This window comes from Methylosinus sp. shoA, assembly GCF_059718125.1.
The window spans coordinates 2,181,656-2,206,483 of the sequence record NZ_AP046091.1 but is presented as its reverse complement, the minus strand read 5'-3'; the positions used below and the strand labels follow the sequence as shown (position 1 = coordinate 2,206,483).

The window sequence follows — 24,828 nt, the reverse complement described above, 5'->3', positions numbered from 1 at the left end:
ATCCGACGGCTTTCGCGAGGCGAGAGAGAGCGCCTCAGGTGTTGAAGCGGAAATGCAGCACGTCGCCGTCGGCGACCACATACTCCTTGCCCTCGAGCCGCAGCTTGCCCGCTTCGCGCGCGCCGGCCTCGCCGCGCAGCGCGACATAATCGGCATAGGCGATGGTCTCGGCGCGGATGAAGCCCTTCTCGAAATCGGTATGAATGACGCCGGCCGCCTGCGGCGCGCGCGTGCCCGCCTCGATCGTCCAGGCGCGCGCCTCCTTGGGCCCCACGGTGAAATAGGTGAGGAGATGCAAGAGGTCGTAGCCGGCGCGGATCACCCGGTTGAGCCCGGGCTCGAAAAGGCCGACGGCTTCGAGATAATCCTTCTGCTCCTCGGCCGGCAGCACGGCGATCTCGCTCTCGATCTTCGCCGAGACGACCACCGCCGCCGCTCCCTCCTCGCGCGCCCGCGCCGCGACCGTCTCCGAGAAAGCGTTGCCCGCAGCGGCCGAACCTTCCTCGACATTGCAGACATAGAGGACGGGCTTGGAGGAGAGGAGGCCGAGGCCGGCGAGCGCGCCGCGCTCCTCGGGCTTGGTTTCGACGAGGCGGGCCGGCTTGCCCTCGCGCAGGAGATCGAGGCAGCGGCGCATCAGATCGAGCAATTCCTTGGCGTCCTTGTCGCCGCCCTTGGCCTTCTTCTCGAGCGGGATCACGCGCTTTTCCAGGCTCTCGAGATCGGCGAGCATCAGCTCGGTCTCGATCGTGTCGATATCGCGGATCGGATCGACGCCGCCCTCGACATGGGTGACGTCGCCGTCCTCGAAGCAGCGGACCACATGGGCGACGGCGTCGCATTCGCGGATATTGGCGAGGAACTGATTGCCGAGCCCCTCGCCCTTGGAGGCGCCGCGCACGAGGCCTGCGATGTCGACGAAGGTGAGCCGCGTCGGGATGATCTGCTTGGAGCCGGCGATCTCGGCGAGCGCGTCGAGGCGCGGATCGGGCACGGCGACCTCGCCGACATTGGGCTCGATCGTGCAGAAGGGGTAATTGGCCGCCTGCGCCGCCGCGGTCTGCGTCAGCGCGTTGAACAGGGTCGACTTGCCGACATTGGGCAGGCCGACGATTCCGCATTTGAAGCCCATGGCGTCCGTTGTCCTCGAATATGCTCGCTGCGGCGCGGTATGGGCGGGAGCGGGCGAAAAGGCAAGGGCGGGGGCGAGGGGGTAATCGGGTGAAAGCTCCACATGCCGAGAAGGCTTCGAAGGAGCTGTCTCGAAGCACGCGCGGAACCTCGACGTCCCGCCCTCTGGATCTAGCTCTCGTGCTTTGAAGACGCCCGCTTTCGCAGGCTCCTCGGCATGAGGGCGAGGAATGTGGTCCCGGATGCGTCCCCGTCGCCCTCGACATTTGCGGACTTGACATTTTCGGATTTTATTCCTACATTCCTCCCGCTTCCGCCGCATGGGGCGGCGCCCGAAGGGTCGGGCGGCGTCGGCGGGGCACGGTTCGCGAGGACGGGAGGCGACCCTCTCCCGCCCCCTCGCGACGCCACGCCGCCGGCGCCGGTCTTCCTTCGTGCGGAAGCCTCGCGAAAGCGAGGCGCGGACCGGGCCGAATATCCGAGGGTGGCGCGGGGATAGACTACCCGAAAGGGGAAAACAACCCTGGCCCCGGAGGCGGCGAACAGAAAAGGCGGCCGTGGTCCGGAACGCTCGAGGCTCCGACCAACCTTCCTTTTCGCGGCCGAAACGGCGCCGCGGCGTTCCGGACCTCCCATATCCCGCGCCGGAAACGGCGGCGGGGCGTCGGCGCGCGCCCTCTGGACCGCGGCTCTCGCGCCCATGGTCATCGGGTGAGTGAGCAACCGCGCCGAAGGCGCTCGGGAGGAGTGAAACCGCCGAGTCTAGCGAAGGGGAGTGTGAAACGCCCATGCGGACGTCCCCGGTCTCGGCCGTCGCTCGCCCCCATAGGGTCTGGCCCGGGCTCCAGGGGATCGGGTGGGCCCATGCTGAAAAGGCTCTTCTACTCGATGGAGATGCTCAGGCTCGCCTATATCTGCGTCGCGGACGAGCCGCCGAACAACATGCCGAGCCGATGAGCGTCGGCGGCGCCGTTTCAGGCGCGGCGCGCGATGACGATCTGCGTGTCGCCATAGCGACGGCGTTCGGCTTCGGTAAAACCTTCGGACAGGGCCAGAGGATCGTCCGCCGCCTCCTCGACAACGATCAGCGCGTCCTCGGCGAGCCAGGCGCCCTCGAGCAGGGCGCCCAGCGCGCGCGGGGCGAGGCCGCGGCCATAGGGCGGATCGAGAAAGGCGAGGGTGAAGCGCTCCCCGGGCGGCGCGAGGCCGAGCTTGGTCGCGTCACGCCGGAAGATGCGGGTGACGCCGCCGAGGCCGAGCGCTTCGATGTTGGCGCGCAAAAGCGCGCGGGCCTCCGCGCCGTCGTCGACGAACAGCGCCCTTTGGGCGCCCCGCGACAGCGCCTCGAGGCCGAGCGCGCCGGTTCCGGCGAAGAGATCGACGACGCGCGCGCCGGGGACCGGATCGCCATAGGCATGGGCGAGAATGTCGAAGATCGATGCGCGCAGCCGGTCCGAGGTCGGGCGAATGGACTGGCTCTGCGGCGTCTTCAACACGCGGCCGCGCAGCGCGCCGGCGACGATGCGCATCGTTCAGCCGCCCCGATGAATCGTGCGGCGATCGCCCCCTCCCTCGCCCGCGGCGCAGGAGAGGCGGCGGGCGCGGCGCGAGCCGTCGATGACGCGCTGAATCTGCTTGCTCTCCCGCCCGGCGGGGGAATGGGGAGGGGGCGCGGCGATCGGCGCCATTCACGGACGTCCGCGCGGCTTGCGCGGGCCGCCCGGCTTGCCCCCCGCGGGCTTGCCCCCGCGCGGCTTGCCGCCGGGCTTCCCTCCGCGCGGCGCGTCCCGCGGCGGTCGCGGCTTGCGGGGCCCCTCGGCGCTCTCGCGCGGCGGGCCGCGCCTTTCGCGCCGCTCGGAACCGTCGCGCTCGCCGGAGCGCGGCCTTGCGTCCTTGCGATCCTCGCGGCGCGGCTTGTCGAATTCTCGCTTCGCCGCCTCGCCCTCCGGCCGCGGGCGCCGCGAACGCTCGGCGCGCTCGCCGTCGCGCCGGAACTCCTCGCGGCCGCGCCGCTCGAAATTGCCGCGCCCCTCGGGGCGCGCGCGGGCCGCGCCCTCCGGCCGCGCGCGGCGCGGCCGCTGCTCCGGGCGCTCGCTGTCGCGACGCGCATCGTCGCGGCCGCGCCGCTCGAATCTCTCGCGCCCTTCGGGACGGGGATCGGACGGGCGTTCGCGGCGCGGGCGAGCCGCCTCGCCTTCCGGCCGCGGCCGGCGGGGACGCAGCTCCTGCCGCGCTCCGGCGTCGCGGGGGCCGGCGCGGCCTTCGGCGCGCGGCGCCCTGCGGCGCTCATCGACGCCATGTGCGGCGGCGGCCTCGCGTCGTCGCGGCGGCGCCTCCCCATCCGGCCGACGCGCGTCGCGCTCCTCGCCGAAGCGGCGGCGCGGCGGCGCCCGCTCCTGGCGCGCTTCGGCGCCCTCGCCGCGGCGCCCGCGTGTCGTCTCTTCCCGCTCCGCCTGAAAACGGCGGGCGTTGCGGGTCGTGGGCCGCTCCTCCTCCTGGGGGCGGCGGACCGGCTTGATCGTCTCCACCGCAACAGCGCGGCCCTTGCGGTCGGCTGTGGCGCTGCGCTCGATGCGCGCGCGCGGGCCCTTGCCGCGAGTCTCCTCGCGCTCGGCGCGCAGCGTCGAGACATGCTTGCGCGACCGCGCCTTCGCCCGCTGGCGCTTCTCCTCCTCGATCACATGCTCGGGCTCCGCCGGCTCGCGGCGCGGCGAGGAGAAATCGACGCCGGCGAGCTCGGCGAGGCCCTTGCCGAGCTGCTCGCGCAATGTCTTGAGCCTGACCTCCTCGACGGCGCCTTCGGCCAGCTCGCCGAGCTGGAATGGCCCGAAGGAGATGCGGATCAGCCGGTTCACCCCGAGCCCCAGATGCTCGAGCACGCGCTTGATCTCGCGATTCTTGCCCTCGCGCAGCGTCATCGTGATCCACACATTGGCGCCCTGCACGCGGTCGAGCCTCGCCTCGATCGGGGCGTAGTCGATCTCGTCGACGGTGACGCCCTTCTTCAGCTCATCGAGCCGCGCCTGGTCGATCTCGCCATGGGCGCGCACGCGATAGCGGCGGGTCCAGCCGGTCGCCGGCAGCTCCAGCGTGCGGGCGAGGCCGCCGTCATTCGTCAGCAGCAGCAAGCCCTCGGTGTTGATGTCGAGCCGCCCGACGCTGACGAGCCGCGGCAGCTCGGGATGACGCTCGTCCAGAAAGCCGAAGACGGTCTCGCGCCCTTCCGGATCCTTGGCGCTGGTGACGAGCCCATCGGGCTTGTGGAACAAGAACAGCCGCGTCGGCTCGCGTTCGGCGAGCGGCTTGCCGTCGATCTCGATGCGGTCGCCCTCGCGCACATTGAAGGCGGGGCTCGCGAGCACGGTTCCGTTGACGGCGACGCGGCCCTCGGCGATCCAGGTCTCGGCGTCGCGGCGCGAGCAGGCGCCGGCGCGCGCCATCACTTTGGCGATGCGGTCGCCCTCGAAGGCCTTGGGCGCCGGCGGCTCGGCTTTCGGCCTCTTCGGGGGCGCGCGGCGACGCGGCGGACGCTCGCCGCCCTCCGGGCGGCGGCCGGCCTTTTGCGGTTTTTTGTCGGTCATGCGCCCCTGATAGCAGGTCGCGCGCGCGGTGAGAAAGGCGCCGCAGCCCCTTTTTCACTCGTCATTCGCCATGAATCTAAGTTATGCGGTGGCTGAGCTGCGGAAACCCCGCAGCCGCCGGAGACGAAACGGCGGGCTCCCCTATCTCGTCCCATGATCTCGCAAGTTTCGCCCGGGAGGCGGCATGGCTCATCTCATCGTTCATGGCGGACGCCCGCTCGAGGGGCGGATCGTTCCTTCCGCGAACAAGAACGCCGTTCTCCCGATTCTCTGCGCCACGCTGCTGACCCGCCATCCGCTGCGCATCTATGGCGTGCCCGAGATCACCGACGTCAAGAAGATCCTCGACCTGTTCCGCACGCTCGGCAGCGATGTGCGGATGGATTTCTCGACCGGCCTGCTGGAGCTCTGCCATCGCGATACGCGTTTCGATCCGGCCGCGCATCGCCTGCCGGTGGAGATGCGCTCCTCCATCATGCTGGTGCCGCCGCTGCTCGCACGCTTCGGCGTCGCGCGGCTCGAGAATGACGTGAAGGGCTGCACGCTCGGCGTGCGCGAGATCGATCCGCATATAGAGGTGCTGCGCTCCTTCGGCGCGGGGATCGAGGAGAGCCGCGATTCGCTCATCATCCGCGCCGACGGGCCCTTGCGCGCGACGCGCCATTGGCTCGACTATGCTTCCGTCACCACCACCGAGAATTTCGTGCTCTGCGCGGCGCTGGCGGCCGGAGAATCGAAGCTGACCAACGCCGCCTCCGAACCGCATGTGCAGGAGTTCTGCGATTTCATGCGTTCGCTCGGCGCGCGCATCGAGGGTGTCGGCACCTCGCAGCTCACCATAGAAGGCGTCGACGAGCTTTCGGGCGGCGAGTTCCGCCTCACGGAAGATTTCCACGAGGTCGCGACCTTCCTCGCGCTCGGCGCGATCACCGGCGGCGGCGTCGCCGTGAAGAATTCGGCGCCCGATCAGTTTCCGCTGATCGACCGCACCTTCGCCAAATTCGGCGTCGCCATCCATCACGAGGACGGCTGGTCGAAGACCAAGGCCAATGGTCCGCTGAAAGTGGTCGAGCCCTTCACCCGCAATGTGCTGCAGAAGGTGGAGGCGGCGCCCTGGCCTTACCTACCGGTCGATCTGCTGCCGATCTTCATCGCGCTCGGCGTGAAGGCCGAGGGCAGCGTGATGTTCTGGAACAAGGTCTATGACGGCGCGCTCGGCTGGACCGGCGAGCTCTCGAAATTCGGAGCCCATGTCTTTCTGTCCGATCCGCACCGGCTCGTCGTCTTCGGCGGCAAGCCCCTGATGCCGGCGGAGGTGGAGAGCCCTTACATCATCCGCGTCGCCATCGCTCTCTTGATGCTGGCGGCGAGCATCGAAGGGCGCTCGATCATCCATAATGCGACGCCGATCAAGCGCGCTCATCCGCGCTTCGTCGAAAATCTGCGCGCGCTCGGCGCCGAGGTGGAGTGGACGGGAGGCGATTGAGGACATAGGGCGCTCTCCTTCTCCCGCGAGCGGGAGAAGGAGAGCGCGACTCAGATTTCTGTCAAAATCTCGTCGAGCGCGGCGTCGAGCTCGGTCGGCGTCGGCTCGACGGTCGTCGCCGTCTCCGTGAAGATCAACACGCAGCGAATCTTTTTCCCCGGATAGAGCTGCGCCGCGGCGGCGCGATAGACGGCGAGCTGGCGCAATTGCGTCCGGCTCGGTGGATCGCGCGGCGCGCCGGTCTTGAAATCGGCGACGATCGCTTCCTCCTCCGTCTCGGCGAGACGATCGATGCGCCCCGTCACGGCGATCTCGCCTCGGGCTCCCGCGAGCTTCGCGACGATTTCCACTTCCGGCGCCGAGCCGGGCCCGAACAAAGACGCGAGCGATGAATCGGCGAGCACATCGAGCGCCGCATGTGCGAGCCGCTCGCGCTGCATGGCGTCCAGCGTCGCGCCGCGCAGCTCGAGAAAGCGGCGCGCGGCCTCTTCGCGTCGTTCCAGCGGCGTGTCGGGCAGGCGTTGCAGCAATGCGTGCGTGAGTCGGCCGATGAGCAGGCGCTGGCCGTCGCGCCGCATCGTCGACAGGGATTCGTCCGCGGCCGTAATCACGTCGGCCGCGGCGAGCGCGGTCACGGGACGCAGCGGCGGCGCCGGCGCGCTCTCGCGCGGCGCCGGCCGCAGCGCATAGGCCGGAACATTTATGCGTCCGTCGCGCCGAGGCGGCGCCTCGATCTGCTCGCGCATGGCGCGGCCGCGGACGAGAATCTCCTTCGTCTCGTCGAACGGGTCCGGCGCGCGCGCGCAAGACGGCTCCAACGCATTGCGGATCGCGTCGTACCAGCAATCGGCGGCCTTGCCCTTGGGCCCGTGGAAGCCGGCGATATAGAGCCGCTCCTCGGCGCGCGTCAGCGCGACATAGAGCAGACGCCGGTGCTCGTCGCGCGCGGCTTCGCGCAACGTTTCGCGCGCGCGCGCCACGGCGGGCGGATCGGCGTCCTTGCTCGTCGACCACACGAGCGCCGCCTCGTCCTCCTCGCCTAGGGCGAAGAGCTCGGGATCATGATGTCCGGCCGGCGCGCCGCATGTATCCGGCAGAAAAACGATCTTCGCCTCGAGTCCTTTCGCGGCGTGAACGGTCATCACGCGCACGGCGTCCCCGGCCTGCTCCATGTCGCGCTTGATGGAGAGGTCGAGCGCTTCGACGCTCGCCAGAAAGCCGGTGAGCGTCGGCGCCTGCTCGCGCTCGAAGGCGCAGGCGAGACGCAGGAATTCGTCGATCGCGTCATTGGCCTCGACGCCGAGCCGCGCGACCAGCCGCTCGCGGCCGCCGCCCGCGCCGAGCGCGAGGCTGTAGAAATCGAAAGGCGCGAGCGTGCGGGCGAAACGCGACCAATGCTCGACGAAAGCCGCCGCTTCGCGGTGGCGCGGGACGAGCGAAGCGGCGAGCGCATCATGGAGAGAGCCGCGGCGTTGCGGCGCGACGGCGATGAGATCGTCGTCGTCGAGGCCGACGAGCGGCGATTTGAGCAGGACGGCGAGAGTGAGATCGTCTTCGCGCAACAGCGCCGCGCGGCCGAGCGCGACGAGATCCATCACCGCTATGTGACCGGAGAGATCGAGACGGTCGGCGCCGGCGACGGCGACGCCCTCCGCTTTCAAAGCGCGGATGACGGCCTCGAAGAAGGCGTCGCGCTTGCGCACGAGGATCATCACATCGCCCGGCCGCACGGCGCGGATCGCGCCTTTGTCCTCGACACATTCGCCGCTCTCCGGCGCGAGCAGCGCCTTCGTCTTGCGGGCGATCTTGCGCGCGAGGCGCGCGGCGGGCGTCGCGTCGTTCACATAATCGAGCGGCAGGCGCCAGTCGGGCGGCGCCTCGGCGCTCTCGGCGCTCTCCGGCTCCCAAATCTCGACGCGGCCTCGCACATCGGCCTTCCACGCTTCGTGCCGCGGCGCCGGCTCCTGCGGATCGGCGCCGAGGCCGCGGCGATTGCCCTCATGCGCGAATATGTCGTCGACCGCTGCGAGCACATCGGGCGACGAGCGGAAAGAGCGCGTGAGCCTCACCGTCTCGAAGCCCAGACTCGCATCGCGGAAGCGGCCGGCGAAGGCGCGGCGCATCGAATCGAATTTCTCCGGCGCCGCGCCCTGGAAGGAAAAGATCGACTGCTTCTCGTCGCCGACGGCGAAGAAGCTGCGACGCACGCCGCGCGCGCCTTCGCCGGCGCAGAATTCCGCGGCGAGCGCCGCCAATATGTCCCATTGCGCCGCGCTCGTGTCCTGCGCTTCATCGACGAGAATGTGATCGATCTGCGAATCGAGCTTGTAGAGCACCCACGCGGCGTTCGAGCGCAGCAGCAGACGCCGCGCACGCTCGATCAGATCGTCGAAATCGAACAGGCCGCGATTGCTCTTCATCCGCTCGTATTCGGAAAGGATCGCGTCGCCGATCACGGCGAGCGCCAGGGAGCGGTCGAAGGCCGCCGCCGCCTTGCGCCGCTCGGCGAGCGCCACGAGGCGGTCACGCTCCGCCTCGAGCCGCGCGAGCAGAGCGGGCTGCTGCTTCTGCAGCGCGGCCGAGATGATCTTCTGCTTGCCGAGCCCGCGCGGCTCGCCGTCGCTCCTGAAGAAGACGCGCAGATAGTCGTCGACGTCGAGGTTCTTCGCGGCGGCGTCGAGCTGGTCGGCGAGCTTGCCGTCGTTCGTTCCGCCCCGGCGCAGAGTCTGCGCGAGCTCCGGCCAGACGCGGGGAGGCAGTCCGCCTTCGACGATCTCCGTTTCGATCGCCGCGAGCGTCTCGCCCTCGGCGAGGCCGAGATGGCGGCGCAGCGCGCCGGCGTAATCGCGCGAGGAGAGATTGCGATGCGTTTCGCGATGATCGAGCAATTCGGAAATCAATCCGTCGAATCCCTCGCCCGAGCAGAGCCGCGACAGACTCGCGAGCGCCTCGCATAATTCGCCGCTGTCGAGCGCCGCGCGCGCGAGCGTCTTGCGGCGCGCGCGCTCCAGCAATTCGGCGCGCTCGAGATCGTCGAGCACGCGGAAGGAGGCGGCGACATTGGCCTCGAAGGGGAAGAGATGCAGCAGCCGCTCGCAGAAGGCGTGTATGGTCTGGATTTTCAGGCCGCCCGGCGTCTCCACCGCATGAGCGAAGAGTTTTCGCGCGCGCGAGAGTTCTGCGCGGGAGGGGCGCGGCGCGCCGGTCGCCATGATCGCGGCCATGAGCGGCTCGTCGTCGAGCAGCGCCCAGCGCGCGAGAATGTCGAAGATGCGGGCCGCCATATTGGCGGCGGCGGCTTTCGTATAAGTGAGGCAAAGGATGTGCGAGGGCGGCGCGCCCGCGAGCAGCAGCCGCACCACGCGCTGCGAGAGCACATGAGTCTTGCCCGAGCCCGCATGCGCCGACACCCAGGCCGAGAGGCCGGGGTCGGACGCGATGCGCTGCTTCTCGCGCGTGTCCTGCGCTATGGGGCGGCGGTCGCTCATGCGCGCTTCAGGGCGACGTCTGCTCGATGCGCTCGGCGACAGCTTCGTCGATCATGCTGTCGAGATCGGTGGCTTTCGTCTCTCTGGTCAGCAGCAGCGCGATGATCGTGAGCGCGCCGAGCATGGCGAGATAATAGCCGACCGAAACGGCGCCGTAATTCTGCGCGAGCCAAGTCGCGACGAAAGGCGTCAGCGCCGCGCCGAGAATCGAGGCGAGATTGTAGGAGACGCCCGATCCGGTGTAGCGCGTGTTGGTCGGGAACAATTCGGGCAGCAGCGCCGACATCGGCCCGAAGCTCAGACCCATCAGCGTCATGCCGGCGCTGAGAAAAAGGAGGATGAGGCCGCGGTTCGCCGTCGCGCCCGCGCCGACGAGCTCCTTGGAGAGAAAATATTTGAAGCCGAAGCCGAAGAGAACGATGGCCGCGGTCACGACGAGCAGCAGCTTGCGGCGGCCGAAACGGTCGGCGAGATGGCCGGAGACGGGAATGAAGCCGGCGAAGAACAGAACCGAGACGAGCTGCAGCACGAGGAAATCGCGATAGCCGATGCCGAGATTGCCGAGCTCGACCTTGCCGATGCCATAGGAGAGGATCCAGGTGGTCATCAGATAGAAGAGCCCATAGGTCGCGACCATGATGAAGGTTCCGAGCACGAGTTCCTTCAGATTGGTCCGGAACACATGGACGAGCGGCGATTTGAGCTTTTCGCCGCGCTCGAGCGCACGGGCGAACACCGGCGTCTCATGCAGCTTCAATCGGACATAGAGGCCGAGCGTCACCAGCAGGATCGACAGCAGAAAGGGCAGCCGCCAGCCCCAGGCGAGAAAATGCTCGTCGGTCTTCGCCTTTGTGGAGTCGAAACCGAAGGCGATGGTGAGCGCCAGGAAGAATCCGTTGGCGAGAATGAAGCCGAAGGGCGCGCCGAGCTGCGGCCACATCGCGGCTCTTGCGCGCGCGCCCTTGTCGGCGGTCTCGGTCGCGAGCAGCGCGGCGCCCGACCATTCGCCGCCGAGGCCGACGCCCTGGCAGAAGCGGAAGATGGTGAGCAGCAGCGGCGCGAAGAGGCCGATGCGATGATAGGTGGGCAGGAGGCCGATCGCGAATGTGGCGAGACCCATCAGCAGCAGGGAGCCGACCAAAGTCGCCTTGCGCCCGACGCGATCGCCGAAATGGCCGAAGACGATCGAGCCGATCGGACGGGCGATGAAGGCGACGCCGAAGGTCGCCATGGAGGCGAGCAGCGCGGCGCTTCCCTCGCCCGCCGGAAAGAACAGCAGGGGAAAGACCGATACGGCGGCGGTCGCATAGATGTAGAAGTCGAAGAACTCGATCGTCGTGCCCGCGAGGCTCGCGAAGATGATGCGGTTCCTGTGTCGCCTGTCCGCTCCGTCGAGACTCATTTTCGATTCCTTGTCAGAGTATGTGCTTTCGCGCGAAGCGCTCGGAAACGGACGCCGGCGCATCCTTCGGGAGGTTCGCATCGCTCGCGTCGCGCTCGGCCGATGACGACGAAGCGTCGAGGACCTTCGCCGGCGCGAGGGGCCGACCTCCGGGAAAAGATGCGAAAAACTATCTTGGATTTACCATAATCGCAACCGAACGACACGAATGCAGGGTCGCTCGAGGCGCTCTCTCACGACGGCCGGCCTCGGGCCGACGCCTTCCTTACGCGGTGGCGCCGAGCTGTGCCAAATCTGCGCAATTTTTCTGACATGCGATTTGCAGAAGCCCGCCCGATGATTTCGCTCGCTTATACGGAGGACACATCATGCATGAGATGGAAACCATCAATCGTCGAACCTGGAGCGCCAACAGCTCGCTCCGCCACTATCGCCGCAGCAGCGGATATTCGGATGCGGGAGAGCAGGCGGCGCTGGAAGCGGTCGAGCCGGAGATCCGCGGAGGGAGCATACTCGATATCGGAGTGGGCGGCGGCCGCACGGCGGCTCTCCTCGCGCCGCTCGCCGGCCGTTATGTCGGGGTCGATTACACGCCGGAGATGGTCGCTCTCGCCGGCGAACGCTTTCCGGGCCTCTCCTTCGTCGAAGCCGACGCTCGCGACCTGTCGGCCTTCGCCTCCGCTTCCTTCGACCTCGTCGTCTTCAGCTGGAACGGGATCGACGCAGTCGATCACGAGGGCCGCGCGCGCGTTCTCGCGGAATGCGCGCGCGTTCTCCGTGAGGGCGGCCTGTTGCTGTACTCGACCTTCAATCGCGACGGCCCGGGTTTCCGCGGTCGCCGAAACAATCGCAAGATCGTCGCTTCCGCCAATCCGCTGCAGTTGGGATACAGCCTCGCGAAATACGCGGTCGGCGGCGTGCTCGGTTGGGCGCGCATCGCCGAGCGTCGTGGACTCGAATCCACCGACGTCGACCATTCCATTCTGCTCCACAAGGCGCACGACTTCGGCATTCTCGTTCATGCGATCAGCCTCTGGGCCATTCCCGGCGAGGTCGCGAGAGCGGGTTTCGAAGAAGACGCGGTGATCTTCGGCGCGAGCGGCGCCCGCGTGGCGGCGGAGACCAACGAGGATGAAGAATATGTGCATGTGATCGCCAGGCGAGCCTGAAGGCTTGCCGAAGCATGAACATCGAGCTTCTCGGGATTGTTCAGAATCGGGAGGCTCGACACAGGACTCGCACAAACCGGGTCCGAATCGGGATCGGCGGAAATTCGCCGCCGATTCGTGAGCAAAGTGTAAATGTCGGCGTCGCGCGGAATCATTCCTCTCCCGCGACGCCGCCGTCGCGCGACCATTCCGCGACGCGAGCGAGATGGTCGTAGTCGCCGTAGCGCGCGGCGAATTCGACGAAGGGACGGGAAGGGTAAGGGGTCGCCGGGTCGCGGAATTGATTCAGCAAGACCAGGAGATTGGCGCGATGCTCGGCGACCATGTCGGCGAAGCTCCTGTCCTTGAACTCCAGCCATTTCGTCTCGCCGCCGGTCTTGCCGCCGAGCCGCACATAGGCGGCGCCGGCGGCGGCGCGCGCGCCGATCGCCTCGAAGGCGCCCGCCTCGATCATCGCGGCTTCGAGCGTCAATTGCGGCGAGAATCCCGCGCCGACCTGCTTCGCGGTCGGCGGCGTTCCGGTCTTGTAGTCGAAGACGAAGGCGGCGCCCGCCGCGTCGACCTCGATGCGGTCGGCGACGCAGGAGAGCGTGAAAACGCTCCCGTCCGCGAGCGGCACGCGCCATTCGCCGCCGATCTCGATGAAGGTCTCGCAGGCCTCGGCGCGCCGCTCGCGCTCGAAGGCGAGCGCATGATCGAGCCCGGCCTCGAGGCGCGGCCATTGGAAGGCGAGAAAGGACGGATCGTCGAGAAACGCGACGAGCTCTTTCCGCGCGAGCGCGAGGAGACGTGCGCGCGCATCCTCGGGCAGCGGACCTTTCGGATGCGCCTCGTTGAATTTCGCCAGCGCCGCGTGAACGGCGACGCCGATCTCGCGCGCGCCTTTCTCGGCGCCGAGCGGCGGCAGCGGCGCGAGGCGCAGAATATGCTCGGCGAAGACCGAATAAGGATCGCGCCGCAGCTTCTCGATGCGCGTGACGCTGAGCCGCGCCGGGCGCAGCTCCGCCGGCGGGCGCGGCAGGGGCCGCGACACGGCGCGGATTTCGGCAGGATGATCGAGCGCCGCGGCGAGAGCGCGCGTTTCGTCGCCACGCGCCTTGCAGGCGAGGAAAGCGTCGCCGGCGAGCGCCGCGAGCCTGGCGACGAAGCGCGAGACGACGGTCGGCGCGCCGTCCCTCTTGCGCGCCCGGCTCAGCACGACCTCGCGCGCGCAAAAGGCCATGGCGAAATCATGCGCGGTCTGGCCGATGCGCCGCTCCGGCGGCGACAGGCCCAATTGTGCGCGCATGGAACGGTTGAGAAAGGCGCCGGCCTCCGCCTGCGGCGGCCAGATCGTCTCGTCGAGACCGGCGAGCAGGACGAGATCGGCGCCGAGCAGGCGCGCCTCCAGCAGGCCGAGAATCTCGAGACGCGGATGGGCGCGCCGCGGACTGGGCGCCGCCGCCTCGAAGGCGAGCCGGTCGAAGAAGGAGACGTAGCCCGCGGCGTCGAAGGCGAGCGCGCCGCCCGCCGTCTCGAGCGCGTCGAAGAGCTCCAGCAATTGCTCGGCGCCCTCGCCCGCCGGCTCGGCGCCGACGATCAGCTCCAGCGCCTGCGCATGGGCGCGCACGCGCGCCGCGAGCGGCGCCTCGGCGGGCAGCGCGTCGAGCGGCTCGAGCGCCGCATCGAGCCGCGCGAGCAGATCTTCGATCGCGCGCCAATCCGCCTCGCCGATGCGCCGCAGCGCCGGATGGGCGTCCTGCCCGCGGGAGCGCGCGCGGGAGGGGGCGACCATCGCCGCGAAGGGGCCGGCGCGGCGCTCCACATTGCGCAGCACGCCGATCTCGACGAGCGGCGCGAGCCGCGCGACTTTTGCGCGCGAGAGCCCGAGCGAAACGAGCGGATGGGCGAGCAGCGCCGCCGCGTCGACGGCGGAAACGCCGTCTTCGAGGCTCGCCGCGACGAGTCGCGCCAGCGCGCCGATCGGCGTCGACGCGAGCGGGCGCCCGGCCGAATCGTCGACCTCTATGTCCCAGCGCGCGAGCTCCGCCGCGACGCGCCGCGCGATGGAGCGGTCGGGCGTGATCAGCGCCGCCGTCCGGCCCGGCGTCTCCAGCGCCTCGCGCATGCGCAAAGCGAGGGCGAGCGCCTCCTCGCGCTCGTCCGCCGCCTCGATGACGGAAACGCCCGCGAGCGCCGCATCGAAAGACGCGCCATGCGCCGCGCGGAACACGCGCCAGAGGTCGGTCGAATCGGCGGGCTTCAGCGCCTCGGAGAGAAGGCGCGCGCGCGCCTCGAGCTCGGCGGGCGGCTCGCCCAGCCGCCGCACCTCCTCGCGCGGGACGCCGATGACCGAGAGCAGGCGCTTCAGCATCGCCTGCGGATGCGTGACGGCGGGCTCCTCGCGCTCGCCGCCCGCTTCGCCGACGCGTCGCCAAGAGTCTTCATCCATCTCCATGTCGAGGCCCGGCAGCACCACCGCGCCTTGCTCGAGGCGCGCAATGGCGGCGAGCAGCCGCGCCGTCGTCGGCTGGGCGCCGGTGGAGCCGAGCGCGACGACCGGCCCGCGCGCCGCTCCGCTTACGAGAGAGTCGATCTGCGCCGCCACCAGAGCCTTCCGCCGCGTCGCGCGGTCGACGCGGCCGCGCTCGGCGAGAATCCTCGGCCAGTCCTCGAGCGCGATGCGCAGGAAATGGGTGGTGATGGCGAAATAGCGGTCGTGGGCGTCGTCGGAGAGGGCGCCGAGAGCGCGCGGATCGACATCCTCTATGATGAATTCGTCGATGAGGCGGGCGAGTTCTTCCGCGAGCGCATAGGCGCTCGCCGGCGAAGGCGCGACGAGCAGCATCTCGCGCGGGTCATGCTCGATGCGGCCGAACGGATCGATCGAGACGATCGCGTGGCGGAGCGCTCGCGCCCATTGCAGCACGAGCGCGGCGAGCGTGAGGCGCCGGTCGATCTCCGGCGCGGCCGGCGCCAGCGCCTCGTCGGCGCCGATCTCGTCCGCATCCGTGTGAAACAGCGCCGAGGCCTCCTGCTCGTCGAGATCGCCGAGCGGCAGGATGCGCGGCAGCAGGGCCGCGGGCGTCTCGATCGCCGCCGCCAATTGCGCGGCGAGCGCCCGCGCCGCGCGGCGCGTCGGCACATAGATCGTGGTCCGAGCCAGGGACAGAGGACCGCTCGCGCGCGTCAGGCCGGGAACGATCTCGCCTTCCAGCAGCGCATGCGTAAAGGCGCTTAGGAAAGCAGCGCCGGGCGGAATGGAAAACACGTTGCGCGACGCCAATCTGTCCTCTCGAATAGGAAACGCCGCGAGCCGAAGCGGAGCAGGTCCCGAGCCGTTTGCTGTGTATTGTTCGCTCATACCGGATTGAAAGCCGCTTCTTTCCGACAATACTCGAACCAGGCGGCGATGACGACGGCGTTGCGCATCGTGATCGGGCTCGTTCGATTTCATTGAATCGCCTCTCGAGGCGGAATTTTTTTTTGACTGCGCATTCTTTTCGAAGGGAGCTCGTCGATGGGCCAACCGCCGACAGATGCGCGGGTGAGACGGCGCCCGGCGCCCGCGACGCTGCGTCGGCCGCCCCGACGGGAGCCGGCGCCGACGAGCGACGAGGCGACGCGTCTCGCCGAAGCGCGGCTCGCGGCGGTGATGGAGGGCGTCACGGAAGGCGTGCTGATCTTCGACGAGAGCGGATCGGTGCTCGCCGCGAACGCCGCGGCGGAGCGCCTGTTCGGCTTCCCCCGCGTCGAGCTTTCGGGCTGCGATATTTCGCTGATTCTTCCCGGCTGGGCGGATCCCTCGCGCGCGCCTTCGCAGACCGAGGCGCGCCGCAAGGACGGAGCGCGCTTTCCGGCGGAAGCGACGATCGGCGAGGCGCGTGGCGGCGGCGCGCGCCAATTCGTCGCCGTCGTCCGCGATCTGCGCGAGGCGCACGCCGCCGAGGCGCGGCTGCGGGAACTGCAGTCGGAGCTCGTCTATGCGCGCCGCCTCTCGGCAATGGGCGAAATGGCCGCGGCGCTCGCGCATGAGATCAACCAGCCCTTCTCCGCCATCGCCACTTATGTCCGCACCGCGCGCTGGCTGCTGCAGCGCAAGCCCAAGCGCCGCAACCCCGAGATCGAGGATATTCTCGACAAGGCCGGCGCGCAGGCGATCCGCGCCGGCGAGATCATCCGCCGCCTGCGCGAATTCGTGACGTGTGGCGATTCGGTCAAGACCGTGCAGCGTCTCTCCAATCTCGTCGACGAGGCGACCGCGCTCGCCTTCGCCGGCCGGCGAATCGATACGCGGCTCGAGGTCGCGAAAGGAGAGCCGGACGATTTCGTCCTCGCCGACCGCGTGCAGATCCAACAGGTCGTCGTCAATCTGATGCGCAACGCCATCGAGGCGATGGACGGCGCGGCGCGGCGCGAATTGTCGCTGTCGACGTCGATCGCGGACGGCTTCGTTCGGCTCGACGTGGCCGACACCGGCAAGGGACTGGACGAGGAGACCCGCCGCGCGCTGTTTCAGCCGTTTCGCACCACCAAGGCGAAGGGCATGGGACTGGGCCTCTCGATCTCGCGCTCGATCGTCGAGGCGCATGGCGGCCGCATATGGGCGGAGCCCAACCCCCATGGCGGCGCGATTTTCAGCTTCACATTGCCCAAGGTGGAAGCGAGGCCGGAATGACCTGTTCGCCGCTCGTTCATCTCGTCGACGACGACGCCGCCGTGCGCGACGCGCTCTCGGTGATGTTTCGCTCACGCGGCTTTCGCGTGCGCGCCTATCCTACCGCGACCGCTTGCCTCGACGGGCTCGGCCGCAGGCCGACGGGCTGCCTCGTCGCCGATTTGCGCCTGCCCGACATGAGCGGGCTCGCGCTGCTCGCGAGATTGCGCGCGCGCGGCCTTGCTCTGCCGGCCGTCGTCGTCACCGCCTCCGCCTGCGCGCCGCTCGCCGTCGAGGCGATGGCCGCGGGGGCGAGCGATCTGCTGGAGAAGCCCTTCGACGACGAAGCGCTGCTCGCCTCGGTTACGCGGGCGCTCGCGGCCGCGCGCGGCGAGAAGGCGCGCGAGGCCGAAAGGCGCGCCATTCTGGCGCGTTTCGCCGCGCTCGGCGACGAGGAGCGGGAGGTGCTCGCCGGCCTCGCCGAGGGCCGGCCGAGCCCCGAGATCGCAGCCACGCTCGGCCTCGAGCTGCGCGCCGTCGAGCTCCATCGCGCCAATATCATGGCCAAGGCCAATGTCGCGACGCTCGTCGAACTCGTGCGAATGTCGGTGATCGCCACGTCGGCCGCGGCGCGCTCGGAGGCGGCGCGATCCGATGCTACTCCGTCACGGCGCCGTTCAAATCCTCGGGGCGCGGCTGCAGCATGATGTTGTAGCCGGCGTCGACGAGATGAACCTCGCCGGTGACGCCGCCCGAGAGCTCCGACAGGAGATAGACCGCCGAGCCGCCGATCTCGTCGAGCGTGATCATGCGGCGCAGCGGCGCATGGGCCTTCTGGAACGCGCCCATCGCCCGCGCGCCGGTGATGCCGGCGCCGGCCATGGTGCGCACGGGGCCGGGCGAGATGGCGTTGACCCGAATGCCGCGCGCGCCGAAATCGGCGGCGAGATAGCGCACCGAGGAATCGAGCGCCGCCTTGGCGACGCCCATCACATTGTAGTTCGGCATGACATGGGTGCCGCCGCCGAAGGAGACGGTGAGCATGGCGCCGCCGCTCCGCATCATCGCCGCGGCGCGCCGCGCCGCTTCGGTGAAGGAGAAGCAGGAAATCACCAGCGTGCGGACGAAGTTCTCCCTGCTCGTGTCGGCGTAGAGGCCCCTCAGTTCGCTCTTGTCGGAATAGGCGATGGAATGGACGAGAAAATCCATCTCGCCCCATTCGTTGCGCAGCGCCGAGAACACTTCGTCGACGGTCGCGACATCCTCCACGTCGCAAGGCAGGACGAGGCTCGAGCCGAGCTCCTGCGCGAGCGGCCTCACGCGCTTGCCGAGCGCCTCGCCCTGATAGGTGAAGGCGAGCGTCGCCCCGTGGCGCGCGAGCGTCCGGGCGACGCCGTAAGCGATGGAATGATCATTGGCGACGCCCATCACAAGGCCGCGCTTGCCCTGCATGAGGCCCGTTGAAACCGTCATATTGCGATGATCCCGTGGTGGTCGTCAGGCGTCCGGATGCTTGAACGCCAGAGTGGCGTTGGTGCCGCCGAAGCCGAAGGAGTTGGACAAGACGGCGCGCAGCGCCACATTGTCTCGCCGTTCGCGGAGGATCGGCATGTCGGAAAATTCCGGATCGAGCTCCTCGATATTGGCGCTCTCGCAGATGAAGCCGTTCTGCATCATGAGCAGCGAGTAGATCGCCTCCTGCACGCCGGTCGCGCCGAGCGAATGGCCGGTCAAGGATTTCGTCGCCGAGATCGGCGGACTCTTGTCGCCGCCGCCGAACACCTCGCGAATGGCCTCGATCTCCTTGAGATCGCCGACCGGCGTCGAGGTGGCGTGCGGATTGATGTAGTCGATCGGCGTCTTCACCGTCGCGAGCGCTTGGCGCATGCAGCGCACGGCGCCTTCGCCGGAGGGCTGCACCATGTCATGCCCGTCCGAGGTCGCGCCATAGCCGGCGATCTCGGCGTAGATCTTGGCGCCGCGCGCCTTGGCGCGCTCATATTCCTCGAGCACCAGCACGCCGGCGCCGCCGGCGATGACGAAGCCGTCGCGATTCTTGTCATAGGCGCGGGAGGCGGTCGCCGGCCGGTCGTTGAAGGAGGAGGACATGGCGCCCATCGCGTCGAACAGGACGGAGAGCTCCCATTCCAGCTCCTCGCAGCCGCCGGCGAAGATCACGTCCTGCTTGCCCCATTGGATCAGCTCATAGGCGTTGCCGATGCAATGGTTCGACGTCGCGCAGGCCGACGAGATCGAATAATTGACGCCCTTGATCTTGAACCAGGTGGCGAGGGTCGCCGAGGCGGTCGAGGACATGGCCTTGGGCACGGCGAAGGGGCCGACGCGCTTCGGCCCCTTGGCGCGGCAGATGTCGGCGGATTCGACGACCACTTTCGTCGACGGCCCGCCCGAGCCCATGATGATGCCGGTGCGCTCATGGGAGATCTCGTCTTCGCCGAGGCTGGAATCGAGGATCGCCTGATCCATCGCCACATGGTTCCAGGCGGTGCCCATGGCGTGGAAGCGCATGGCGCGGCGGTCGACCACGCTGGAGGGGTCGAGCGTCGGCGCGCCATGCACCTGGCAGCGGAAGCCGAGCTCGGCGTATCTGTCGGCCTTCACGACGCCGGAACGCGCCTCGCGCAGGGAGGCGACGACCTCCTGCGCGTTATTGCCGATCGACGACACGATCCCCATTCCGGTCACGACCACTCGTCTCATGTCCAACCTCCCTTTGCGTGTCCAATCTCCTTTGCGCCGGCGAGCCCTTGCGTCCCGTCCGGCTTTCGGCGCGCCGCCCGACGGCGTTGCGGCTCGGTCACGCCGCGGCGGGCGCGTCCTGCTTGGCGAGGCCGACGCGCAGGTCTTTCGCCTCGTAGATGCGCGTTCCGTCCACTTCGACCCAGCCGTCGGCGACGCCGAGCACCAGCTTGGACTTGAACACGCGCTTGAAATCGACTCCGTAGCGAACGAGCTTGTTGGTCGGACGCACCTGGCCGCTGAATTTCACCTCGCCCACGCCGAGCGCCATGCCGCGGCCGGGCAGATCGAGCCAGCCGAGATAGAATCCGGTGAGCTGCCACAGCGAGTCGAGGCCGAGACAGCCCGGCATCACGGGATTGCCCTTGAAATGACAGTCGAAGAACCATAGGCTCGGCGAAATGTCGAGCTCGGCGCGCATATAGCCCTTGCCGTGCTCGCCTCCCTCCTCGAAAATCTCCGTGATGCGATCGAACATCAGCATCGGCGGGAGGGGCAGCTGCGCATTTCCGGGGCCGAACAGCTCTTCGCGCGCGCAGGCGAGCAAATCCTCATAACCGAATGACGAGCGCCTCTGGCTCATGTGTCGAAGTTCCTTCCGCCCCTGTTGTGCTTTTTATATCGGCGCTCCGGTCGCGCCGCCGGCCGGAGGTCGCCCTCCGTAACATAGGCGCCCGCCCGGTCAAAGCGCGAGACTTCACCCTGCCCGCGTCAGCGATAGAGCCACGCGTTTCGCTCCAGCATGCCGCGGCCGCCGAGCAGCCGGATCGAGAGGTCGCGTGCGGCGGCGGCCGAGCCGCCCAGATGCACATAGGTCCCCTGCCGCCAGGAGCCGCGCTGGATCTCGGTCGCCCGCGTGATCCGCGCCGATTGATAGGCGCCGAGCGCCGCCTCGATCGAGTCCGCGCCGGCGAGGGCGCGGCCGAGCGCAGCCGCGTCCTCGATCGCCTGGGCCGCGCCCTGGGCGAGGAACGGCGTCATCGGATGCGCGGCGTCGCCGAGCAGGGCGACGCGCCCGCGGCCCCAGCGGGCGAGCGCCGGCCGCACGAACAGCGGCCAGCGCCGCCAGGACGCGCCGGCCTCGATCAGCGCGCGCAGATCGGCGCTCCAGCGCGGAAAGCCGATCGCCGCGGCGAGCCCGGCGCCGGTCCGCGTCTCCGCCGGAGCGCCCTCGTCCACGCGATCCCCGAGGATGGCCACGGCGCTGACGATCGATGCGTCGCGCAGCGGGTAATGGACGACATGCGCGTTCGGCCCGAGCCAGAGCTGCGTCGCCCGCTCGCGCAGCGGGGTGGGGAGCAGATCCGCGGGCAGGATCGCGCGCCAGGCGGTCATGCCGGCGGGGATCGGCGCATCGTCGGGGCGCAGCCGCAGCGCGTCGCGAATCGTCGAGCGCAGGCCGTCGGCGCCGATCACGGCCGCCGCCGCGCGCGTCTCCCCGCCGGACTCGGAGTCGAGACGCAGGCGCACGCCCCCGGCGTCCTGCTCGACTCCCTCGCAGCGCAGGCCGGTCGCGACCTCGACGCCCGAGCGCAAGGCTTCGTCGAGCAGGAGTTTTTGGAGGTCGGCGCGATGGAAGACGCGGAACGGCGCGCCCCAGCGGTCGCGAACCGCGGCGAGCGGCAGGCTCGCCAGAACGGCGCCGTCGCCCGCACGGCGGATGCGCAGCGCCTGCGGCTCGAGCGCCGTTGCGCGCATCGCCGGGCCGAGGCCGAAATCCTGCAGGATGCGGCCGGCGTTGGGCGAAATCTGCAGGCCGGCGCCGACCTCCTCTATGCGCGGGGCGCGCTCGACGACCTGGACGCGCCGGCCCGCGCGCACGAGCGCGAGCGCGGCGGCGAGTCCGCCGATGCCGGCGCCGACGACGACGAAGGGGGGCTCCGCCATGGCGGCGAAGCGTCAGGCGGCCGCGGGGTCGAGGACCGTCTCGGAATGATAGACGCATTCGGCCGGATCGGCGCCGCCGTGCAGGCTCGCGTCATGGACATAGAGAGTCGAGCAATAGGGGCAGACGGCTTCGTCCGCGGCGCCCATGTCGATGAACACATGCGGATGGTCGAAGGGCGGCAGCGCGCCGATGCACATGAATTCCTTGGCGCCGACACGGATTTTGGCGACGCCGGGCTGATTGTGGAAATGCGGAGTGGATTCGTGCGCCATGGCGAATTGGGACTCCCCTCGAGAGGCTTGCGCTCGGCGCAGCTATATTGGACAGCGGGGCGTTTGGGTAGGGGCCCGGCGCCCGAACCGGACGGGCCCCCGTCAGCGCGGCTCGCCGCCGAGCGCGGCTATGCGCAGCGGCGCCGGCGGATGGGAATAATAGAACAGCGCATAGAGCCGGTCGGGCGTCAGCGTCGCCAGATTGTCGCGCGACAATTTGGTCAGCGCGCTCACCATCGGCTCGCGGCCGCAGATCCTGCGCGCGAAATCATCGGCCTGGAACTCGGCGCGGCGCGACAGATAATTGGTCAGCGGCGACAGGAGATGGAGAATCGGCGCGCCGGCGGTCATCACCACGACGAGGACGACGCCCGGATCGTCGGGCAGGCCGAACGCCCCGGCGAAGCCGCGCGTAAAGGCGAGATGCAGCGCCAGGAAGCCGACGAAGACCAGAACCGCCGCCTGGAAAAGCCGCTGGCGCACATGGCCGAATTTGAAATGACCGAGCTCATGGGCGAGGATGGCGACGATCTCGTCCGGCGTGTGCTTGCGCAGGAGAGTGTCGAAGAAGACGATGCGCTTGGCCTTGCCGAAGCCCGAGAAATAAGCGTTTCCATGGGTGGAGCGCATCGAGGCGTCCATGACGAACAGGCCGCCGGATTCGAAGCCGCATCGCTCGAGCAGCGCCTCCATGCGCGCTTTCAGCCCCTCGTCCTCGAGCGGCGTGAAGCGGTTGAACAAAGGCGCGACGACGCTCGGATAGACGATCATCATGGCGAGCATGAAGGCGAGCGCGCCGGCGAAGCCCATGATCCACCAATAATCCGGCGACAGGCGCAGGGCGAGGAACAGCCCATAGAGCAGCGGGACGGCAAACAGCAGCCAGAGCGCCGCGCCCTTCAATTCGTCGAGCAGCATCGTCTTCGGCGTCTCGCGGTTGAAGCCGAAGCGCTGCTCGAGGCCGAAGGTCTCGGCGATGGAGAAGGGCAGTCGCAGCATATGGTCGACGAAGGCCGCCGCCACGACCACCGCGACGCTGAGCGTGAGGCCCGGCGCGAACACGCGCGAGAGCAGCGCATGGAGAGGGCCGAGCAGGAGGGCGAGCCAGGCGACGGCGAGCGCCGCCTCGAACAGCGTCTCATAGGCCGAGAGCCGCATGCGCGCCGAAGTGTAGTCGGCCGCGCGGCGATGCTCCTCCAGCGTCACGCTCTCGGCGAATTCGGCGGGCGGGGCGTCGCGATTTGCGAGCGCCGCCCGCGCCTGTCGGCGCTTCAGATAGACGCCGAGCGCGGCGGAGAGGACAATGGCCAGATAGACGAAAGCGGCGACGAAATCCATGGCGGGACCCATGTGCGCGCGTCGGAGGACGCGAGGTCTGACATGATTATACGTATCGCCCCGTCGAAATTCGAGACGTCCTCCGCGTGATTTCGCGCGATTGCACGGCGAAGCTTCTGGGCGGCGCGCGAAGGGCCTGCTATTTGAACGCCCATGACCCTCGTCTTCAAAATTCTTCCAGAAAGCCTCTGGCGCGAGGCGCAGGCGGCGGGCGTCTTCGCCGGCGCCGGCGTCGACCTCGCCGACGGCTTCATCCATTTCTCGACCGGCGCCCAGGTCGAGGAGACCGCGGCGCGCCATTTCGCCGGCGCGCGCGACCTGCTGCTCGTCGCCGTCGAGGCCGAGCGGCTCGGCGCTGCGCTGCGCTTCGAGCCTTCGCGCGGCGGCGACCTGTTCCCGCACCTCTACGGGCCGCTCGCCCTCGAGCATGTCGCGCGCGTCGATCCGCTGCCGCTGCGCGCCGACGGCGCTCATGATTTCTCCGGCCTGCTCGCATGATCTCCGCTTTGGGCGGCCTCGCCTCCTCTCTGCTGCGCCGCTTCGACGCGGAGGACGCCCATATGCTCGCCGTCGCGGCGTTGAAGCTCCTGCCGCCGCGCGCGCCGCCACGCGACGATCCGCGTCTGCGCATCGCGGCCTTCGGCCTCGATTTTCCCAATCCGATCGGCCTCGCCGCCGGCTTCGACAAGAACGCGGAAGTCCCCGACGCCATGCTCGGCCTCGGCTTCGGCTTCGTCGAGGTCGGCACGCTGACGCCGCGGCCGCAGGCGGGCAATCCGCGCCCGCGCGTCTTCCGGCTCGCCGAGGACCGCGCCGTCGTCAATCGCTACGGCTTCAACAATGAAGGGCACGCGCGCACGCATGCGCGGCTCGCGGCGCGGCGCTGGCGCGGCGGAATCGTCGGCGTCAACATCGGCGCGAACAAGGATTCGGCCGATCGCGTCGGCGATTATGTCGTGGGCGTCGAGGCCTTCGCCGACGTCGCGAGTTATTTCGCCGTCAATGTCTCTTCGCCCAACACGCCCGGTCTGCGCGATCTGCAGGAGAAGACCGCGCTCGACGAGCTCTTGTCCAGCGCGCTGGCGGCGCGCGAGCGGTCGCGGCCGCGCCGGCCGGTGCTGCTGAAGATCGCTCCCGATCTCTCGCTCGCGGAACTCGACGACATCGTCCGCATCGCCCGCGACCGCCGCATCGACGGCATGATCGTCTCCAATACGACCCTGGCTCGTCCCTCGACGCTGCGCTCGCCGCACGCGCGGGAGAACGGCGGGCTCTCGGGCGCGCCCTTGTTCGAATCGTCGACGCGGCTGCTCGCTTCGGCTTTTCTCCGCGTCGAGGGGCAGTTCCCGCTCGTCGGCGCCGGCGGAATCGATTCGCCCGAGGCGGCGTTGTCCAAGATCGAAGCCGGCGCGACGCTCGTTCAGCTCTACAGCGGGCTCGTCTATGCGGGGCCCGGGCTCGTCGGACGCGCCAAGCGCGGCCTGCTCGCGACGCTCGAGCGGGAGCAGATCCCCTTCGCCGCGCTCGTCGGCCGTCGCGCTGCGGAATGGGCGCAGGAGGGCTGACCCGGCCTATCGGAGGAAGGAGTGCTTTCCTTATCCTTCATCCTGAGGAGGATTCGAAGAGGCCGTCTCGTCCTTCGAGACGCCGCCTGCGGCGGCTCCTCGGGATGAGGAC

At 69.1% G+C, this 24,828-nt stretch carries 19 protein-coding genes; 6 read left to right on the top strand and 13 right to left on the bottom strand.

The window, feature by feature from the left end; translation table 11 throughout:
• Positions 1 to 34: 34 nt before the first annotated feature.
• The 4 genes from ychF to AC6IW9_RS09945 all read right to left on the bottom strand — a co-directional run bounded on the left by ychF (position 35) and on the right by AC6IW9_RS09945 (position 4,712).
• Positions 35 to 1,132, bottom strand: coding sequence for a redox-regulated ATPase YchF (gene ychF / locus AC6IW9_RS09960; protein WP_497772032.1), 1,098 nt, complete (start codon positions 1,130 to 1,132; stop codon positions 35 to 37).
• 973 nt (positions 1,133 to 2,105) lie between these two features.
• On the bottom strand, positions 2,106 to 2,660 hold the full coding sequence (gene rsmD / locus AC6IW9_RS09955) for a 16S rRNA (guanine(966)-N(2))-methyltransferase RsmD (protein WP_497772031.1): 555 nt from the start codon (positions 2,658 to 2,660) through the stop codon (positions 2,106 to 2,108).
• Positions 2,661 to 2,663: 3 nt separating this feature from the next.
• Positions 2,664 to 2,819, bottom strand: coding sequence for a hypothetical protein (locus AC6IW9_RS09950; protein WP_497772030.1), 156 nt, complete (start codon positions 2,817 to 2,819; stop codon positions 2,664 to 2,666).
• Complete coding sequence (locus AC6IW9_RS09945) at positions 2,820 to 4,712, bottom strand: pseudouridine synthase (protein ID WP_497772029.1); 1,893 nt, start codon at positions 4,710 to 4,712, stop codon at positions 2,820 to 2,822.
• A gap of 184 nt (positions 4,713 to 4,896) precedes the next feature.
• On the opposite strand from AC6IW9_RS09945, the gene AC6IW9_RS09940 reads away from it, so the two are divergent.
• Entirely contained in the window at positions 4,897 to 6,198 is a 1,302-nt protein-coding gene (locus tag AC6IW9_RS09940) for a UDP-N-acetylglucosamine 1-carboxyvinyltransferase (protein ID WP_497772028.1), read from the top strand.
• A gap of 50 nt (positions 6,199 to 6,248) precedes the next feature.
• Here AC6IW9_RS09940 and addA read toward each other — a convergent pair whose 3' ends face one another.
• Both addA and AC6IW9_RS09930 read right to left on the bottom strand, forming a co-directional pair.
• On the bottom strand, positions 6,249 to 9,686 hold the full coding sequence (addA, locus tag AC6IW9_RS09935; RefSeq protein WP_497772027.1) for a double-strand break repair helicase AddA: 3,438 nt from the start codon (positions 9,684 to 9,686) through the stop codon (positions 6,249 to 6,251).
• Positions 9,687 to 9,693: 7 nt separating this feature from the next.
• Complete coding sequence (locus AC6IW9_RS09930; RefSeq protein ID WP_497772026.1) at positions 9,694 to 11,088, bottom strand: MFS transporter; 1,395 nt, start codon at positions 11,086 to 11,088, stop codon at positions 9,694 to 9,696.
• Between the two features lie 368 nt (positions 11,089 to 11,456).
• On the opposite strand from AC6IW9_RS09930, the gene AC6IW9_RS09925 reads away from it, so the two are divergent.
• On the top strand, positions 11,457 to 12,257 hold the full coding sequence (locus AC6IW9_RS09925; RefSeq protein WP_497772025.1) for a class I SAM-dependent methyltransferase: 801 nt from the start codon (positions 11,457 to 11,459) through the stop codon (positions 12,255 to 12,257).
• A 151-nt stretch (positions 12,258 to 12,408) separates the two neighbouring features.
• Here AC6IW9_RS09925 and addB read toward each other — a convergent pair whose 3' ends face one another.
• Entirely contained in the window at positions 12,409 to 15,522 is a 3,114-nt protein-coding gene (gene addB / locus AC6IW9_RS09920) for a double-strand break repair protein AddB (RefSeq protein ID WP_497772024.1), read from the bottom strand.
• 234 nt (positions 15,523 to 15,756) lie between these two features.
• On the opposite strand from addB, the gene AC6IW9_RS09915 reads away from it, so the two are divergent.
• Positions 15,757 to 16,914: a sensor histidine kinase gene (locus AC6IW9_RS09915; RefSeq protein WP_497772023.1), complete on the top strand. Its 1,158-nt coding sequence runs from the start codon at positions 15,757 to 15,759 to the stop codon at positions 16,912 to 16,914.
• Positions 16,911 to 17,600, top strand: a complete 690-nt coding sequence (locus tag AC6IW9_RS09910) for a response regulator transcription factor (protein ID WP_497772022.1) — start codon at positions 16,911 to 16,913, stop codon at positions 17,598 to 17,600. The genes AC6IW9_RS09915 and AC6IW9_RS09910 overlap by 4 nt, the downstream gene beginning before the upstream one ends.
• On the opposite strand, the gene fabI is transcribed toward AC6IW9_RS09910, so the two are convergent.
• The 6 genes from fabI to AC6IW9_RS09880 all read right to left on the bottom strand — a co-directional run bounded on the left by fabI (position 17,551) and on the right by AC6IW9_RS09880 (position 23,163).
• On the bottom strand, positions 17,551 to 18,366 hold the full coding sequence (gene fabI / locus AC6IW9_RS09905; protein ID WP_497772021.1) for an enoyl-ACP reductase FabI: 816 nt from the start codon (positions 18,364 to 18,366) through the stop codon (positions 17,551 to 17,553). The two genes, AC6IW9_RS09910 and fabI, sit on opposite strands and share 50 nt — an antisense overlap.
• A gap of 24 nt (positions 18,367 to 18,390) precedes the next feature.
• Complete coding sequence (gene fabB, locus AC6IW9_RS09900; protein ID WP_497772020.1) at positions 18,391 to 19,614, bottom strand: beta-ketoacyl-ACP synthase I; 1,224 nt, start codon at positions 19,612 to 19,614, stop codon at positions 18,391 to 18,393.
• Between the two features lie 97 nt (positions 19,615 to 19,711).
• Complete coding sequence (gene fabA, locus AC6IW9_RS09895) at positions 19,712 to 20,236, bottom strand: 3-hydroxyacyl-[acyl-carrier-protein] dehydratase FabA (RefSeq protein WP_497772019.1); 525 nt, start codon at positions 20,234 to 20,236, stop codon at positions 19,712 to 19,714.
• Positions 20,237 to 20,364: 128 nt separating this feature from the next.
• Complete coding sequence (locus AC6IW9_RS09890; protein ID WP_497772018.1) at positions 20,365 to 21,540, bottom strand: FAD-dependent monooxygenase; 1,176 nt, start codon at positions 21,538 to 21,540, stop codon at positions 20,365 to 20,367.
• A gap of 12 nt (positions 21,541 to 21,552) precedes the next feature.
• Positions 21,553 to 21,813 carry a zinc-finger domain-containing protein gene (locus tag AC6IW9_RS09885; RefSeq protein ID WP_497772017.1) on the bottom strand — a complete coding sequence of 87 codons (261 nt, stop codon included), beginning with the start codon at positions 21,811 to 21,813 and terminating at the stop codon, positions 21,553 to 21,555.
• A gap of 102 nt (positions 21,814 to 21,915) precedes the next feature.
• Positions 21,916 to 23,163 (bottom strand): M48 family metallopeptidase, encoded by a 1,248-nt coding sequence (locus AC6IW9_RS09880; RefSeq protein ID WP_497772016.1) that lies wholly within the window; start codon positions 23,161 to 23,163, stop codon positions 21,916 to 21,918.
• A 141-nt stretch (positions 23,164 to 23,304) separates the two neighbouring features.
• Between AC6IW9_RS09880 and AC6IW9_RS09875 the strand changes: the two genes are divergently transcribed.
• Both AC6IW9_RS09875 and AC6IW9_RS09870 read left to right on the top strand, forming a co-directional pair.
• Positions 23,305 to 23,649 carry a DUF952 domain-containing protein gene (locus AC6IW9_RS09875; RefSeq protein WP_497772015.1) on the top strand — a complete coding sequence of 115 codons (345 nt, stop codon included), beginning with the start codon at positions 23,305 to 23,307 and terminating at the stop codon, positions 23,647 to 23,649.
• Complete coding sequence (locus AC6IW9_RS09870; RefSeq protein WP_497772014.1) at positions 23,646 to 24,716, top strand: quinone-dependent dihydroorotate dehydrogenase; 1,071 nt, start codon at positions 23,646 to 23,648, stop codon at positions 24,714 to 24,716. The genes AC6IW9_RS09875 and AC6IW9_RS09870 overlap by 4 nt, the downstream gene beginning before the upstream one ends.
• Positions 24,717 to 24,828 lie beyond the last annotated feature (112 nt).